Here is a 17,062-nt window from a genome sequence, read left to right on the forward strand (position 1 = left end):
GCGCTTGATCAAAAGCGGGTTTTCCCGCGACTTACCCAACACCGAAAGGCGGTCTGATGTGCGAAAAGCCGCAGGGGAACGGAGCATCTGGCAAAGCTCACGCTCCTTGCCTAAGTCCCTGTAGGCAGCGGCATTATCAGGAGCGTTGGATTTGCAATGATGCCGACTATCAATGCCACATCGATTATGTGCATGTGAATCCCTTGAAGCACGGCTACGTCAAGCGGGTAGAGGACTGGCCTTATTCGACTTTTCATCGCTATGTCGCCAAGGGGATTTATCCGCCGGCTTGGTGCGGGGATGCGTCTTCTGAAGTAGAGGGCGAGCCTGACTATGCCTCCGATTACGCTGCGCTAATCGGACCTACGCGGGCTCAGCCGTATCCATAGACTTGGCAAACAATTCGGCATAAGTTTCGAGCAGTTGTCCCAGTTTGGCCGCCTGGGACTCACGGGTTTCCTGCATCCAGGCCGGCACGTCCATTGCTTTGGCTTTGGTTTCCCAAGCGGCGGCTTGGGAATCGCCAAGGCCGACAGCTGCTTCGTATAATGAGGCGATGACCCAATAGCGGTTATCCCTGTCTTCCAGCTTATCCGCCAGTGCAGAAGCATAACGTATCACATCCTTACGCACGCGCCTCGCGAGCACGAAGTCGGCGACGGCTTCGTCGCGGTTGCCGCTCTGCAGAAACTGCAGGGCGCGTAGGTTCAACAGATAAGCCAGATTGATGCCGTTATAATGGTCCTGCTTCAGGTAAAAGCCGCGCTCGTAGGCGGCGATGCATTCCGACAGGCATTCGGGGCGGCCGCATTCTTCCCATAGGCGTTTATGGATGGCGCCCCAAAGCCCCAGGGTTTCGGGGTTGTTCGAGATTTCGGGAGACAGCCGTTTGAGCACGTCGCGCGCGGCGTGCAGCGCTTCGACCACGGTCGGCTGCTTGCTTTTGTAAGTCGCCAGAGCCAGCTGCTGAACCACGAACGAATCTTCCGGGCGCAGCTTGTCGACCTCTTCCAGCAAGATCCGGGCCGCGGCAAAATCGCTGGCGGCGATTTTTTTCATCGCCGCATCGAGTATTGCCTTGGCGCTGGGATTGTCTTCGCCGACAAGGTCCCCGGCAGGGCCGAATGAAAGGCCGGATTTCACGGCCGCGGCATGCGCGGGCTCGGCCTTCGCCGCCGGCGGCTGCAAATGCGGCAGGTAGGTGTAGACCGGGCTGTCGATGGCCGGCTGGCTGAGGATTTTCTCGATCGCGGCCTTCAAATCGTTCATCAGGCGGTTGGCTTCCTTGAAGCCGATTTCATCGCCCAGATGCTTGTAGCGGCGCAGCACGATATGCGACAGGTCGAACGGGTTTTTGAACTGTTCTTCGGCCAGCACGATCGTGGTATAGGGCTTTAGCGCATAGCGCACGCCCAGTTCGAACGCCGCATTGACGTTGTAGGTGGACAGGTCGGCAATGACCACGTCGGCGTTCAGCAGGCGCTCGTACATCGGCACGTCGATGGTGCCGGCATGCACGATTTCGTCCGCGCGCACGCACTCCAAGCCGGCCGCTTCGACCGCCATCTTGATGATTTCGTAAGACGCGTCCAGGTCCAAGACCCGGCCGTCGGTGTAATCGGTTTTCTTGCCGAATCCCTGGACAACAAAACATTGGCTCATGCTAAAAACCCCTCGAAATGTTCAGGAAAACAGTTTTTCTCTGCGTACGCGCTGCCGACCCGGCGAATGTCGCCGATATGGTCGACCGAATCCAGCAACTGTACATTGGCGGGATTGATGTCGCCCAGGCCGAGGGCATGCAGCCCTTCGAAGCTGACGTCGGGATCGTAGCGAAGATAAGCAAATAATTTGGAACCGGTCCAATTCAAACCATCGGCGCACGGAACCACCATGTCGCCGAACTCCCGATCGATCGGCCTCCCGTGCCGGCATTCGCCGACCAGGCGGCAAGTCATGTCCCAGCCGGCCGAGGCGGCGTTCATCAACGCGGAAGGAATATTTTTGGCGAAATACAGCAGATTCATCTCGTCGACCTTAAGATTGGGGTTGGCGTTCGCCACACTGCCGGTGCCGACCGACACGATCATCAGTTTATCCGCCCCGGTCTGCCAGTTGATCGCGTAGGGCCTGGCCGTCGCCATCTGAAACGCCAGCCAGGCCGGGTTGTTGTACGTCGTCACGCCGCCGTCCACGAAGATGAAGTTGTATTCGTCCGGCGTGCCTTCGGCAAAGGTCACGATTTCCGGCGGGAAATAAGTCGGCGCGGCGGTGCTCGCCCGCACCAGTTGCCACAGCGGCAGATTCAGGTTGCAGTCCTTGCGTTCGCGGCCGTTGTATTTGGCGAAAGGGTTGTTCGACACCGGCCAGGGCGAATCGGTGGTGTGGTTACGCATCACCATCATCAGCAGGGTTTTGAGGTTGGCGCTGCCCAGCGTCGCCGCGCTTTCCTGCAGCTGTTCGTCGAACGACGATTTGAGCAGTTCGGCCAGGGGTTCCTTGTTGTAATCGTATTTAAGCCGTTTCAACAGCGAGGCCTTATCGAACATCTGCTTGCCGCTGTCCAGGTAAAACTGGCGAACCCGCGCCATCGACATGCCGCTGGCGATGCAGGTGGCGATAATCGCGCCGGTGCTGGTTCCGCAAACGAAATCGAAATAATCGGCCAGCACGAACTCTTCGCCTTTTCCCAGCGCCTGCCGCAATTGGTCTTCCAGCCTGGCCAAAATTTCCACGCTCATCAAGCCCAGGATGCCGCCGCCGTCGCAGGCGAGGATTTTCTTGGGGCCCGGTGACTGGATGCGGTTAAGCACGTTGCTATTCTGGATCGGAGGGTTCATGACGGCTTCCTGTTGGCTTGCATAAAGTTATTTTTTTAATTGGGTTTTGCAAAAGCTCTCGGCCAGCGTTTCATCATATTGACGCGTAGCCTCAGTTGCGAGGTAGGATAAGCGCCCCGCTCATTCCAGGGTTTTGGTATTCAACCAGACCACCCGGCCATTCCGCTTTTCGACTTCTTTCACCATGTGCGCCGTACCCCCCGGCCCGTCGCCGCCGCTTCCGTCCCATAGGCAGATGAAGGTCAGCTTTTCGGGGCCGTAAGCCAACGCGCTGGCCAACAACCAAAGATTGCAGCGCTCGTAAGGGTCCGTGTCGGGCGACAGTTCGCCTAACGCCCGAGGGGCAGCCAGCGGTGGCGTTTCCAAACTTTCGGTTATCGCCCGGTAACGCTTCAGCCAATTGGCATTGGCGATAGCGACCGACTTTTCGATAAAGACCGGCTCTTCGAAAGGTTGCAGCAGCTGCAGCCTGACGCCGCGTTGCCGGCAAGCCTCGGCAAACAGAATATCGCCGCCGCAGGCGCCTTGAGTCAATCCCAAGTCGTGCGGGCCTGCCTGCAGGTCGGAAAGTACGGCCGCGATCCGCTTGCCGGCGATATTTTCCTTGGCCGCGGGAAAACGCGGGCTTTTGCGGCCCGGAGAATCAATCATGTGGCCGCTGAACAAAAATACTTTTTCCGGAACCCATCCATCGCGGCAGGCGCTAGGTTTGAAGCTGACGGGCGCAATCTTCATGCGGAAGCGGTTCCTGTGTATGTAACGATTGAAATGAATGGGCGGGATTCCATCCCTTACCTGCGCCGAACACACTCCCGAAGTTCAATACGCGAACCTGGCGATACGGAAGATCGGCCGCTTGCCGCGCCTAGAGTCAAAAAAGCGCCTGCGGTTGGGCCAACAACTTTGATCAAGCTTGAATGGTTTGATAAGCCCTGTCAAGCCCTATTATCGATCAGATTTAAGGAGATTGGAAAGGCCGAACCCTGGCCTGTTACGCTTACCGCCCGACCGGCGGAATGGTGTTCCGCCGGTCGGATAGGTAATGCCTACGCGATTGGCTTTGAAGCTTGAGTTTGCCCTTCGCCTGAGAACAATTAATATCCGTCAGCCGATAAACAAACTTTTGCTGAAAGAATTTGAGGCTAAAAAGAAGATAAAAAATCTTTTTTGTTACATCGGCTGCAGGCTTCCCTTGTTCCGGGACCGGGTTTCGATCACGAACCGCAGTTATAAGCCTTGCCGGTGACCGAACCGTTAAAAGCGCCGGTCGGGTTGAACCGTTCCCATACGACATGACTTGCCCCCAACCGGCCGGCGCGCTTAACGGCAGCCTGTCGGGCCATTCTTTGCCAACCGTTGTTCTTGCCGTAGCCTGACGAACCCTCGATCGGGCCGATCAAACGGCAACCCTGGACGCTTTCGGCCGGCACCTCGTCGGGTTTTGCGGCCGCGTTGAACGAAAGGCCTAAGAAAGCCATGATCAGTAAAATCTTGCCGAAACGGAAACGATTTCCTTGGGAATCGAGAAGTTTTGTCATAAAGTTCTCCATTTTGTAATTATTGAGGGGAATCTCTTTCCGAAGAGATTATTCTTCCTGATTGGCGCCGGATCAGTATGCACCAAAATGTTACGTTGTAGCGATTCGAAAGTAAATAGCTGATAAGCTCCGGCCGCAAAAAAAGTTTTAACACCCGGCATATAAAGAAAATAAGCTTTTGATATTTATAGTTATATATTGATTATCAAAAAACAGGATGATGCACCATTATGGTATATTTTTTTGATCTATTTATGCACAATAATGGAACGCCGATCGAAAGCAGAAATTCGAAATCCCCACCTATTAATATCGACTCGAAACCATTTGAAGAATATAATTCATCCTGATGCTCGGCAAACGGCTCTACATAGCCGCAAGGGCGGCAGGACAGGATTTTTCAAACAAGACGTATCGAAGTGATACGTAACCGATCCCCATGGCAATGCTTGGCTTGAATATGAAACCATCGACGGCAGTTCTCTGCGCATCTCCGCTGACTTTCGACAAGGCATCGATACTTTGCCTGTTTTTACTGTTGTACAGCCATTTCGCATCGACAGTGATGGCGCATGACGAGAGTGTGATCTATGCATTGACTGGCCAGGGTTTCAGCCAGAGCAAATTCCTCAGGGAACACGGCCTCAAGATGGACGGCTGGCTGTCCATGGGCGGAACCTACCAGACCCACAACCCGGACAATCATTCGAACGCGCCGATCACCTTCAACGACCGCAGCGGCGAGTTCCAGCTCAACCAGCTCTATTTCTACCTCGAAAAAGCGGTGGACATGGAAGCCAGACACTGGAATTTCGGGGGCCGCGTCGATCTGATGTTCGGAACCGACAGCCGGTTTACCCAGGCTACCGGACTGGACAACCGATGGATCGACGAGCGGGATCTGCGCTTTTACGACCTGGCGCTGCCGCAAGCCTATCTGGAAATCTTTGCGCCGTTCGGCAACGGCATCACCGCCAAGATCGGCCATTTCTACACGATTCTCGGCGAGGAAGTCGTGACTTCGCCGAATAATTTCTTTTATTCGCACGCCTATACGATGCAGTACGGCGAGCCGTTCACCCACACCGGCGCCTTGCTCAGTTATGCGCTGAATGAAAATTTAACGCTGAATGCGGGCACAGTCGCGGGGTGGGATAATTTCAGCGAAAACTTGGCCAACTGGAATTTTCTGGGCGGCGTGTCCTGGACCAACGACGAAGCGACCAGCGCCGTATCCTGGTCGGTGGTCAGCGGCGATGCCGACGATGTTCCGGATGCCAACCGAACGGTGTCCAGCCTGGTCGTCTCGCACAACTTTACCGATAAACTGGAATACGTTTTCGGGCACGATTTCGGCTTTCAGGAACAGGCCGCGGCATCGGGCCAGGACGCCTACTGGTACGGCATCAACCAATACCTGGTGTACGATTTTACCGATGCATTTTCGGCCGGGCTGCGTGGGGAATGGTTTCGCGATGCCAACGGCACTCGGGTGATGGCCGGCAATCCGGGGCATTATTTTGCGCTGACCGCGGGCGTGAATTGGAAACCGCAGAGCTGGCTTACCTTGCGGCCGGAAGTGCGTTACGACTGGGCCGATGCAAAAACCGATCCTTACGCCGATCGAAGCAAGGATCATCAGTTGCAGATTGCGATGGATGTCGTGATCGATTTGTAACGTTTTTAATCTGCCGCGTCCTTATCACACCTCGAAGAGGCCTCATCCCGCCCCACTCCGCGCAGTGTGGCAACACGTTGCCGGTATTTCCCATCGGTCTGCCTAAAAAACATTTTCTCTGAGCGCTGCTTTTTTTAATATCCGGGCGCCGTAGTTTTGCACTCCGCACGCTGCCCTCCAGTAACACCTTGCATTTTTTTCGCAACTACGCTACAAAGCGCGATCCTTTGAGCACCGGAGGCAAGGCCTCCGTTACAGAATAAAAATAACGGTGCAGATCATGCGAAAAATCCTCTCCCTACTCCCGATTGCCGCGATCCCGTTTCCGGTTTGTGCCGAAGACGGCCTGAACTCGGCCGATACCGCCTGGATCTTGACCTCGGCGGGCCTGGTACTGTTCATGACCATGCCGGGACTGGCGCTGTTTTATGGCGGACTGGTGCGCACCCGCAACGTGCTGTCGGTGATCATGGCCTGTTTTTCGATCACCTCGCTGATCTCGCTGATCTGGGCGATCGCCGGCTACAGCCTGGCGTTGACCGACGGCGATGTGCACCAGGCCGTGCTCGGCGGCATCTCACAATTGTTTATGGCCGGCATGAATGCGGACCGGCTGGTCGGCAATCTGCCCGAATCGGTCTTTGCGATGTATCACATGACTTTTGCGATCTTCGCGCCCGCCCTGATCGTCGGCGCGATGGTCGAACGCGCCCGCTTTTTTCCGCTGCTGTTTTTCTGTGCATTTTGGGAATTGCTCGTGTATGTACCGATCTGCCACTGGATCTGGGGCAACGGCTGGCTGGCCGAATGGGGCGTGATGGACTTTGCAGGCGGCATTGTGGTGCACGGCAGCGCAGGGGTCGCCGCGCTGGCCGGCGCACTGGCGATCGGCCCGCGGCGCGGTTTTCCGCGCGCGCCGATGATGCCGCATAATTTGACGATGACCGCGATGGGCGCCGGCATTCTCTGGGTCGGCTGGCACGGTTTCAGCGCCGGCAGCGCGCTGATGGCGAACGGTTCGGCGGGCATGGCGATGCTGTCCACCCATCTTTGCGCCTCCTCGGCTTCGATCACCTGGATCGTGATGGATTGGCTCAAATTCGGCAAACCGAGCGTGCTCGGCGCCATGACCGGCATGGTCGCCGGCCTCGGCATGATTGCGGCCGGCGCGGGTTTCGTGTCGCCGTTCGGCGCGATCCTGATCGGAATCATCGCCGGAATCGCCTGTTTTTATTCGATTCAACTGATCAAGCAGCGCCTCGGCATTGACGACGCGCTCGACGTGTTTCCGGTGCACGGCGTCAGCGGCATTCTGGGGGCGCTGTTGACCGCGGTATTTGCAGACACCGCTTTCGGCGGCACTGGCATTGTGACCGAAGGCGGCATCCTCAAGCAGATCTTGGTCCAGTTGTTCGGCATCGGGGTCACAATTGCCTGGAGCGGCCTGGTCAGTTTTCTGTTATTCAAAGCGATCGATAAAACGGTCGGGATTCGGGTCACGCAGGAAGCCGAATCGACCGGGCTCGACATCGACCAGCATGACCAGCAGGGCTACAGTTTTTAACCCACCGATGGATTCCTCACTTTTGCCCTGACCGACATACCGAAACCATGCAAATCCGTCGTTTTCTGACCCTGATTCTGCTGTTCGCCGCGAACCCGGCCTTTGCCGAAACGCACGAGCACGAAGTGAAGGTCCAAAACTCGCCCTGCCTGGGACAGACCGTCGAAGAGGTCTTGAAAAGCAAGATTCACACCCGGTCGCAACGCGACCTGGGCTGGCAGACTTTCCACGAAGAAGACCATGTAGAGGTCGAACGCGCCTTTTTGATGAACAAAAGCATGCAGCTGCGCTTTCGCTGGCGGATCAACGCCGACGGCAGCATTACGCCGATCAGCAAACGGGCGGAATCGCTTTGCACGCAGGAAGAAGAGTAACCGTCACGGCAGATCTTCCGGTAGAAGGCGATTTACCTCGAGGGCGAGTCGGCATACAATGAATTTACGTAAGGCTTGTTTTAGTCAGCCAGGAACGGCTTCTACCCATGCGAGGAACCGGACATGCTTTTCCCTTCAATAAAAACCGAGGCGTACCTCAAATTCAGGCGGTCAAGCCCGATCCTCCTGTTTTGCATTCTTCTTTCCGCCGGCTGTGCGCAATCGCTGCCCCCGCCGGATACTTTAGCAATCCAGACCGACGCCGCTGCCTCGGCGCTGATTCCGCTGACTTCGCCCGAAGGCGAGCTTTTGCTCTACAACAGCGAATCCAGACAAGATTTCCTGCCGCTGAGCGTTCATTTCATCTCCCAGCAGAATCTGGCCTACTGCGGCACGGCGAGCATGACGATGGTCCTGAACGCGCTCGGCATTCCCGCACCGGTCGATCCCGTGTATGTCCGTTTCCCGATGTTTACCCAGAACAACGTGTTCAATCCCGAAACCGAACGCGTCCTGCCCGTTAAAACGATCGCGAAACAAGGCATGACGCTGGACCAGCTCGGCGGCATGCTGGCGACCTATCCGCTTGCAACGCAGGTCTACCATACCCGCGACAGTAATCTTGACACATTCCGGAGGCTGGCCGTCGAAAACCTGAAACAGCCCGGCAACTTTATCCTGGTCAACTATCTGCGCAAAGCCCTCGGCCAGCAAACCGGCGGCCATATTTCGCCTTTGGCCGCTTATGATCAGGCCGGCGACCGGTTTTTGATTCTGGACGTCGCCCGCTTCAAATACCCGCCGGTCTGGGTCAAGGCCAATAAGCTCTGGCAGGCGATGGATACGGTCGACGATGCTTCCGGCAAGACCCGGGGCTTTGTTTTGATCAGCCGAGCGGCATCGAACCGATGACCATCTTGTTCTAATCCGCATGCGGCCTTTATTCAAAACAAAACCGCTTCCCTCCATTCCGCGGACCGTCTGGACGCTGGGCTTCGTCAGCCTACTCATGGACATGTCCTCGGAATTGGTACACAGCATCCTGCCGGTTTATCTGGTCGACACGCTCGGCGCGAGCGTGCTGACGCTCGGCTTTATTGAAGGCTTCGCGGTCGCCGCGGCCCAACTCGTCAAAATCTTTTCCGGCACGTTGAGCGACTTTTGGGGACATCGCAAGCGTCTGATCCTGCTCGGCTACGGGCTGGCAGCACTCACCAAACCGCTGTTTCCGCTGGCCGGTTCGGTCGAAACGGTTTTCGCCGCACGATTTCTCGACCGGATCGGCAAAGGCATCCGCGGCGCTCCGCGCGATGCCCTGATCGCCGATGTCGCCCCGGCCGCCATTCGCGGCGCCTGTTTCGGGCTGCGCCAGGCGATGGATACGGTCGGCGCATTTCTCGGCCCGCTGCTGGCGATCGGACTACTCTATCTTTACGACAACAACCTGAAAACCGTTCTCTGGTTTGCGGTCCTGCCTGCCGCGCTGACCGTGGTGCTGATCGTTGCCGGCTTGCGGGAATCCAGGCCTGCTGCAGGACAACATCGCTTTCGTCCCCCGCTGCGGCTCGCTTCGCTGAGGCATTTCCCGTGGCCGTATTGGCGAATCGTCTTGATCGGTGCTGTGTTTACGTTAGCCAGATTCAGCGAGGCTTTTTTGGTCCTGCGCGCTCAGCAAATGGGCATGGCTGTGGCGATGATACCGCTGGTGATGGTCGCTATGAGCCTGTTCTATGCGCTGTCGGCCTATCCGGCCGGCGTTCTGTCGGACTCGATCAACAAAAATCATGTGCTCTTGATCGGGCTGCTTTTCCTGATCGCGGCCGATTTGCTGCTGGCAAGGGCCGCGGCGCCGCTTGCCGTGCTGCTCGGTGCCGGTTTCTGGGGCTTGCATATGGGGTTTACCGAAGGCATCCTGGCTGCGCTTGTAGCGGGCTCGACGCCGCCGGAATGGAAAGGCTCGGCATTCGGGCTTTTCAATTTTGTAAGCGGCGTGTTTACCCTGCTGGCCAGTGTCATCGCCGGCTGGCTCTGGGATTTTCACGGGGCAGCGGCGACGTTTTATACAGGCGCCGGGTTTGCCGTACTGGTCCTGATCTTGACCGCGTTCAGCAGAAAATAAAACCAAAACCAGACCGGATCGGTCGAAAAAACGCAAAATCATCCGCAGCAAATCCGACTGCAGCGAATTAAGGAAACAAGCCATGACCGAAGCCCAAGCCATTACCGACATACTGCAGCACTGCAAAGAGCTGAGCGCCTTCTGCAGCCAGAACGGCTGGATCATCAACGAATCGATCGACTATGAAATCATCGAGCGGCGCCCGGACAGTCTGTTGATTTATGTCACCTTTCTCGAAAGCATCATGGAAGGCTCGGGCTGCCAGTGCGACCAGAAATCCTGCTACGGCCGCTTGAGGTTGAAATTGAACGAACAGGAGGAAATCGTCGGCGTAAAACCGGAATAACGAAGGTGCCTTGGCCATCGCTTGTGCCTTTATCTCGAAATATTTTGGTCTTTCGGCAAATGTTATTTAATAATTTCTGGAGCTGTTTGGGATTGTTTTAACATATATAAAGTTTATAAAGTTACGCAAACCTTTTTCACTCAAAACCGCTTCCCGCTTCTTCTCCAAATCACGCAGTAAGCTACAGAGGCGGCGAGAACGTTTCAACCCCAAAGGATCGGATTGCGGAGAACCACTCATGAACATGGGACCGAACCAAATCGAGTCGAAATGCTTGCGTTTACGGCAGCAGGCCGAGCGATACTTGGCAGAACTGAAAGAAGCTCGCCCGCTAACAGACGGAACGGAAGACATGCAACGTTTGCTGCATGAGCTTCAAGTTCACCAAATAGAACTGGATATACAAAACGAAAACCTTAGAACAGCGAGCCAGCAACTTGAAACCGCGCTGGAACGCTACACCGATCTCTATGATTTCGCACCGGTCGGCTACCTTACCTTGGCCCCCTCCGGACTCATCCTCGAAATCAATCTCACCGGCGCGAAAATGCTGGGCGAAAAGCGCCCGGAAATCATAGGCCGCTTCTTTCTGAATTATCTTGATCCCCGCCACAGTGAATTATTGCGCCGACATTTGCGCGAGGCGTTCCGGAAAAAAAGCCGGATAAGCGACGAACTGAGCATAAAACGAAAAAAAAGTACAGCGCGGGACATTCTGCTGGTTAGCGTGGTATCGGAAGAGCACGGCGTTTGCCGCTCGATCATGACAGATGTCAGCCAACGCAAACAGATGATTCAAAAATTGCGGGCCTTGACGGCGGAACTGAGAACGGTCGAAGCGCGCGAACGACGTAATCTGGCAAATGAACTGCACGATAATTTGAGCCAGATAATGGCAGTGGCGAACATAAAGCTGTCGCAATTTCCAAGAAACGGCATGGATGACAGCCAGGCGCAAATCCTTCTAGAGGTTAATAATTTACTTGAAAAAGCAATGAAATCGATGCACGCTCTGGCATTTCGTCTCAATCCACCCGAGCTGGATCATTTTGGACTATCGGCAGCCCTTCAAAAATTGGCGGAAGAATTCAAAAACCAATACGATTTTGAGGTGCGCCTTGTAGACGCTGCCCGGGAGAAACTGCTGCCGAAAGAATTGAATCTTATCTTGTACCGAACGGTTCGCGAATTGCTGATGAATGCAGTCAAACACGCCCAAGTTCGGACGGCAGAAGTGGTGACGCGACGGATCGGCAATCAAGTACTGGTCACCGTGAGCGATAAAGGAAAAGGCTTCGATAACGGGGTGCTAGCCAACGGCCTCCATGCCAAAGGCTTCGGCTTATTCAGCATCAAAGACCAGTTCGATCACTTGGGCGGCAGTATGGCGATCTATACTTGTCCCAACGGCGGCACCCAAGTCACAGTAGCCCTCCCCTTAAGTGAGACCTTGGGAGACCGGTGGGAGCCTTCAAAATGAACCTACGCTTGATTCTGGCCGACGATCATCAGTTAGTGAGGGAAGCCTTGCGGGCTTTGCTGGAAAAGGAAGCAGACCTTGCTATCGTAGGCGAAGCGCCCAACGGCCGCGTCTTACTTCACCAAACCGCCGAATTGCAACCCGACATGGTAATCATGGATATCGGCATGCCCGTCATGGACGGCATTACGGCAACGCGGCGCCTGCATACCGATCATCCATCGGTCAAAGTCATCGTGCTGTCGATGTTCTGCAACAGACATTATACGCAGGAAGCCTTGGCGGCAGGCGCCTCTGCCTTTATCCTCAAAGCCTCCGCCGGCGAGCACTTGCTGCAGGCCGTTCGAGCGGTAAGCCAGAACCACCGCTACCTGCCCCCGAATATCGCCGCCTTGCTATCGGAGGAGTCTGGCGGCGCCATCCGGCCTCTTCCCCAATTGGGGCGGCGCGAATTCGACGTGCTGCAGCTCCTGGCGGACGGCCTAACCTCAAAAGAAATCGCGAAACAGCTCCATATTTCCCCTCGCACGGCCGAAACCCACCGGCGTAACATTATGAAAAAACTCAATATCGGCAATCTGGCGGAATTGGTCAAATACGCTATTCGCCAAGGTCTGACGTTTTATTGATTCGAATTTATGGACGATCCGGCCATGTCGTCGATTTCTCATTAGGGCGAAAAACCGGCCGCCCAGGCCTTTGCCGTAATTTCGTTAACGGCCTCTTCAGAGAAAATACCGATATTACGGTATTTTCAAGAGTATCCGGCTTGAGTATGCTGGACTCAGGTATCTGCGATACCCCATTGGAAAGCCGATTTTTTCTTCTATCGGTCCTATTCCTCGAGGACCTCTTATGGCGATCGAAGACTCCTCCATAACGAGGCCCCACTTTTTTAAAAGTGCAATTACGGGAAATTCGAAAAAACCTTGCGTCTCAGAACGAATTTTCGTGAATCGAAATGTAGAGAGGAATGCGATGAAACCCACCGGCAACAATATCCCTCGAAGCGCAGGCTTTTTATCCCTTGATGAAGTGCCGGCATTCGATCCAGGCGCCAATACGATCCAAATTGCCGAACTCGCCTATTACGTCACCGGAAGAAAAAGACTCGAACCGGACCTCGAACTGGATGATTGGCTGGAGGCGGAGCGGAGAATTCGGATTAAGGCCGGACTAAGGCTTGATTGGAAACGCACAGGAGAAATCGCACGAGACATCGAAGTTACCCTCTCCCAACAAAAAGGAGCTCCCCATGAATTCATCGATATCTACCTATAAAAGCCGATCCGATGCCGAATATGCGCCTTATCGGACAGGCTTCGATACCCAGACCGGCTTCGCCAATCGGGCTCTGTTCATTTCCTTCCTCTCTTACAACTTGCTCCTCCTTTCCCGTAATAGCATGGGTTTGACGCTGCTGGACATCAGTCTCAACAACTTTAAATGGATCGATGAAAACTATGGACCTGCCACCGGTGATCAGGTTCTTGCGGACACCGCACGCCGTCTCCTGGAATGCGCCCGGCACAACGATAGCTTCGCCCGCCTGTCGGAAGACGAATTCGGTATGCTGTTACCCGGCATCATCAGCGCCTCGGCAGCCGAGCTGGTCGCCCGCCAGATACTCGCAGCCATCCAGGAAACTTTCGTGTTGCCGTTGAACACCCGTCTGGAAGTCGCCTGCAGCATAGGAATCGCAACCTATCCGCACGATAGCACCAGCGCCGACGGGTTGCTGCATAATGCCTGCGTTGCGATGAATCAGGTCAAACTGTCAGGGCGGCATGGATTTGCGTTTTCCCAATGTACGGATTCAAGCAGCGGATGAAGCATGCTTGCTCTGCAAAACCTGGTTGAGACTTGAACAAAGCAACGCTGTTCCGGCCGGACTACCAGCCCTTCGCCATCAATCCGCCGACGAGCGGCATTCCGCCCGGCCTTACGGAGGCATGGCTTTGTTTTCACCTACTCCCTCCCTATTCGGCGCCAGCTGCCGAGTCCATATGTTTCGGAAACATCTATTTGAAACAAAATTCAGTCTCAATGAAACATTAAGAAACATTCTTTCGCTCATAACTGTAGTTGCTGCTTTCTAGCGTTTTTCAAGGCGACCCCGCCCTTACGCTTCCCGCTTCCTATTCCTTAGCCCATATTCAGCTGATAGATTAAACCAAGCACACACTTTACTGTCGAAAGTTGCCGAATGCATTCCACGCTGCTTTTCGGATGTTTCTAAAACTTGGCATATGAATTGCTCAATTCACAACAACATCACGATAATCGATAATCCAAGCGGCACTGCCCTACTACAACACGAGGAGAAAAAAATGATTTTCAAACAATTATTCGACCCCGAAACCTGGACTTACACTTATTTCATCGCCGATACCGACACCAAGGAAGCGGTGCTGATCGATCCGGTTAAATCGCATATCGACGAATATATCGCCCTGCTCGACGAACACGGCCTGAAACTGAAATATACGCTCGAGTCCCATGTGCACGCGGACCATATTACCGCCAGCGGTCTGCTCAGGCAGAAGCTCGGCGCGGAAACCGGCGTCGGCCAACTGTGCGGGGCGATCGGTGCAGACCTGCAGTTGCAGGACGGCGACGTGCTGGAATTCGGCAACGGCGAAAGAATCAAAGTCATCGCGACGCCTGGCCATACCAAAGGCAGCATGTCCTTCCTGTGGCGGGATCGCGTATTTACCGGCGATTCCCTGTTCATCGGCGGCTGCGGACGCACCGACTTCCAAAGCGGCGATGCGGGCGCTCTGTACGATTGCATCACCCAGAAGCTGTTTACCCTGCCCGACGAAACTCTGGTTTATCCGGGCCACGACTATCAGCAGCGCTGGGTCAGCAGCATCGTGCAGGAACGCACCACGAATCCGCGCCTGGCCGGTAAGAGCCGCGAGGAATTCATCGAGATCATGAACAATCTGAATCTGCCGAAGCCCCGCTTCATCGATGAAGCGGTGCCCGCCAACCGTTACTGCGGCCTGGATGAAGACGAGCGGCAGGACGCGGTGGCCCGACGCGATACGGCCCGCCCGGCACGGGCCACAACCACGGCACAGAGCCTGGTCGCGACAGCCAAGGAACAAATTACCGAAATCGGCGTCGACAAAGCCAAACAATTGCTGAGCCAGAGCGATATCGCCGTGGTCGATGTGCGCGAAGAGAGCGAATATGCGGCCGGCCATCTGGACAAGGCGCTGCCGATTCCGCGCGGCGTTCTGGAATTCAAAATCGACACCATCCCGGAACTCGCCGACAAGTCGAAAACTGTCGTCGTCTACTGCCGGACGGGCGGCCGCGCGGCCTTGGCCGCGCAAACCCTGCAAAACCTGGGGTATTCGAACGTGCTGTCGATTGCCGGCGGTTACGAGGCCTGGCAAAAAAGCCTCTGATGCGGTAAAACCGCAATGCCGGTTGACTTAAGCCGAGTTTAGCGTAAAAGTGAAGCCGGGAGAACGATCGGACGTTCGCCCGGCAAAGCCAACAGAAACCTGATGAGAAAAGAGGCTTTGCCTCTACCTATAAGAGACTTCAAGCGAGGAGATTTTATGTCGCAACACCATACCCTTCTGATCGTCGGCGGCGGCGCTGCCGGCGTGTCGGTCGCGAACAACATGCTTCGGCAACAGCCGAAAATGGATATCGGCCTGATCGAACCTTCAGAAAAACATTATTATCAGCCGGGCTTTACGATTATCGGCGGCGGCGAATACACCCTGAAACAAACCACCCGCAACGAAGCCGACCTGATTAACCCGAAGGTCAACTGGATCAAGGACTATGCCGAAAGCTTCCAGCCGGAGCAAAATACCGTCACGTTGCGTTCGGGCGAAACGATCACTTACGATTATCTGGTCGTCTGCCCGGGACTGCAGTTGGATTGGGACAAGATCAAAGGCTTGAAGGAAACGCTCGGCAAAAACCAGGTCAGCAGCAATTATTCGGCCGAAACCGTCGAATATACTTGGGAATGCATCCGCTCGCTCGAAGGCGGCACCGCTTTGTTCACCCAGCCGACCATGCCGATCAAATGCGCCGGCGCGCCGCAAAAAATCATGTATCTGGCCGCTGACCGCTTCCGGAAGAAAGGCATCTTCGACAAGTTCACGATCGAGTTCTGCAATGCGGGTCCTGCCATGTTCGGGATCCCGTTTTTCGCCAAGGCATTGGAGAAAGTGGTCGACGGCTACGGCATCAAAAAGTGTTTCAACCATAATCTGGTCGAAATCGACGGCCCGAACAAGACCGCGATTTTCGAAACGACCGACGGCGACGGCAATAAACAGCGGGTCGAGAAGAAATTCGACTATATCCATGTGACGCCGCCGCAAAGCGCCCCGGATTTCATCAAGCGGAGCCCGCTCGCGAACGAGGCCGGCTGGGTTGATGTGAATGCGAATAGCCTGCAGCACAGCAAATATCCGAATATTTTCGGTTTGGGCGATGCAACCTCGACTCCGAACGCAAAAACCGCAGCGGCAATTCGCAAACAGGTGCCGGTCGTGGTCGACAACATTTTGCACCTGATCAAAAGCGCCGGTGTGGAAGGCAAATACGACGGCTACGGTTCCTGCCCGCTGACGACTTCGCTGAGCACGGTGATGCTGGCCGAATTTTCCTATGGCGGTAAGGTGACGCCTTCGTTCCCGCTCCTGGATCCGCGTAAAAACCGCTGGATCTGGTGGTGGGGAAAAAAGGTCGGTTTTCCTTGGATGTACTGGCATTTAATGCTGAAAGGCTACCGGATCGACATTCCTCATCGCGAAGGCTATGCGGAAAAATTTGTGAAGGAAGGATAAGCCAGCAACCTGGCCCAAAGCAAAAGGCGCAAGAGCAACACGAGGCATTCGCCCGTACGACTCGGTTCTCGCGAGGGATGCGCCCGTCAGCATACGGAATATCGTTCCCACGCCCTGCGTGGGAATGCCTTCCGTACTTTCCTGCGGCGCATCGCGCAGAATTCCCCGGCCATTTCAAGCTGACATGGTCCGATCCGTATTGATTTTTTACAGACTCTTTTCAGGAACGATTTTTCCAATTCGACGCAATCATTGCTGAAAATTGTTTTTGACCGATTTACCGTACTGCATTTTTTA

At 55.2% G+C, this 17,062-nt stretch carries 16 protein-coding genes; 12 read left to right on the forward strand and 4 right to left on the reverse strand.

Annotated elements, in window-relative coordinates; all coding sequences use genetic code 11:
* Positions 1-363: 363 nt before the first annotated feature.
* The 4 genes from JJL52_RS09075 to JJL52_RS09090 form a co-directional block, all read right to left on the reverse strand.
* The gene (locus JJL52_RS09075; RefSeq protein WP_202052095.1) at positions 364-1,662 is read right to left on the reverse strand and encodes a TRAFs-binding domain-containing protein; all 1,299 of its coding nucleotides are present in this window, start codon (positions 1,660-1,662) and stop codon (positions 364-366) included.
* Positions 1,659-2,840 carry a patatin-like phospholipase family protein gene (locus JJL52_RS09080; protein ID WP_202052096.1) on the reverse strand — a complete coding sequence of 394 codons (1,182 nt, stop codon included), beginning with the start codon at positions 2,838-2,840 and terminating at the stop codon, positions 1,659-1,661. Before JJL52_RS09080 ends, JJL52_RS09075 begins: the two co-directional genes overlap by 4 nt.
* 120 nt (positions 2,841-2,960) lie before the next feature.
* On the reverse strand, positions 2,961-3,575 hold the full coding sequence (locus JJL52_RS09085) for a hypothetical protein (RefSeq protein ID WP_202052097.1): 615 nt from the start codon (positions 3,573-3,575) through the stop codon (positions 2,961-2,963).
* A 479-nt stretch (positions 3,576-4,054) separates the two neighbouring features.
* Positions 4,055-4,378, reverse strand: a complete 324-nt coding sequence (locus JJL52_RS09090) for a hypothetical protein (RefSeq protein WP_202052098.1) — start codon at positions 4,376-4,378, stop codon at positions 4,055-4,057.
* Positions 4,379-4,838: 460 nt separating this feature from the next.
* Here JJL52_RS09090 and JJL52_RS09095 point away from each other — a divergent pair, with 460 nt between their 5' ends.
* The 12 genes from JJL52_RS09095 (at position 4,839) to JJL52_RS09150 (ending at position 16,765) form a co-directional block, all read left to right on the forward strand.
* Complete coding sequence (locus JJL52_RS09095; protein WP_236994157.1) at positions 4,839-6,056, forward strand: porin; 1,218 nt, start codon at positions 4,839-4,841, stop codon at positions 6,054-6,056.
* Positions 6,057-6,336: 280 nt separating this feature from the next.
* A complete protein-coding gene (locus JJL52_RS09100; RefSeq protein WP_202052100.1) occupies positions 6,337-7,620 on the forward strand; it encodes an ammonium transporter in 1,284 nt (427 codons plus the stop codon).
* 47 nt (positions 7,621-7,667) lie between these two features.
* Positions 7,668-7,994, forward strand: a complete 327-nt coding sequence (locus JJL52_RS09105) for a hypothetical protein (protein WP_202052101.1) — start codon at positions 7,668-7,670, stop codon at positions 7,992-7,994.
* A 123-nt stretch (positions 7,995-8,117) separates the two neighbouring features.
* Positions 8,118-8,906 carry a phytochelatin synthase family protein gene (locus JJL52_RS09110; RefSeq protein WP_202052102.1) on the forward strand — a complete coding sequence of 263 codons (789 nt, stop codon included), beginning with the start codon at positions 8,118-8,120 and terminating at the stop codon, positions 8,904-8,906.
* 19 nt (positions 8,907-8,925) lie between these two features.
* Positions 8,926-10,113 (forward strand): MFS transporter, encoded by a 1,188-nt coding sequence (locus JJL52_RS09115; protein WP_202052103.1) that lies wholly within the window; start codon positions 8,926-8,928, stop codon positions 10,111-10,113.
* A gap of 82 nt (positions 10,114-10,195) precedes the next feature.
* Positions 10,196-10,459 carry a hypothetical protein gene (locus JJL52_RS09120; protein WP_202052104.1) on the forward strand — a complete coding sequence of 88 codons (264 nt, stop codon included), beginning with the start codon at positions 10,196-10,198 and terminating at the stop codon, positions 10,457-10,459.
* Between the two features lie 238 nt (positions 10,460-10,697).
* Positions 10,698-11,939 carry a PAS domain-containing sensor histidine kinase gene (locus JJL52_RS09125; protein ID WP_202052105.1) on the forward strand — a complete coding sequence of 414 codons (1,242 nt, stop codon included), beginning with the start codon at positions 10,698-10,700 and terminating at the stop codon, positions 11,937-11,939.
* Positions 11,936-12,568: a response regulator gene (locus JJL52_RS09130; RefSeq protein ID WP_202052106.1), complete on the forward strand. Its 633-nt coding sequence runs from the start codon at positions 11,936-11,938 to the stop codon at positions 12,566-12,568. The genes JJL52_RS09125 and JJL52_RS09130 overlap by 4 nt, the downstream gene beginning before the upstream one ends.
* 349 nt (positions 12,569-12,917) lie before the next feature.
* A complete protein-coding gene (locus JJL52_RS09135) occupies positions 12,918-13,220 on the forward strand; it encodes a hypothetical protein (RefSeq protein WP_202052107.1) in 303 nt (100 codons plus the stop codon).
* Positions 13,195-13,770, forward strand: coding sequence for a GGDEF domain-containing protein (locus JJL52_RS09140; RefSeq protein ID WP_202052108.1), 576 nt, complete (start codon positions 13,195-13,197; stop codon positions 13,768-13,770). Before JJL52_RS09135 ends, JJL52_RS09140 begins: the two co-directional genes overlap by 26 nt.
* Before the next feature lie 499 nt (positions 13,771-14,269).
* Positions 14,270-15,358 carry an MBL fold metallo-hydrolase gene (locus tag JJL52_RS09145; protein WP_202052109.1) on the forward strand — a complete coding sequence of 363 codons (1,089 nt, stop codon included), beginning with the start codon at positions 14,270-14,272 and terminating at the stop codon, positions 15,356-15,358.
* A gap of 156 nt (positions 15,359-15,514) precedes the next feature.
* Positions 15,515-16,765, forward strand: a complete 1,251-nt coding sequence (locus JJL52_RS09150) for an NAD(P)/FAD-dependent oxidoreductase (protein WP_202052110.1) — start codon at positions 15,515-15,517, stop codon at positions 16,763-16,765.
* Positions 16,766-17,062 lie beyond the last annotated feature (297 nt).

It is taken from the genome of Candidatus Methylomicrobium oryzae, assembly GCF_016745425.1.
Lineage (GTDB): Bacteria > Pseudomonadota > Gammaproteobacteria > Methylococcales > Methylomonadaceae > Methylomicrobium > Methylomicrobium oryzae.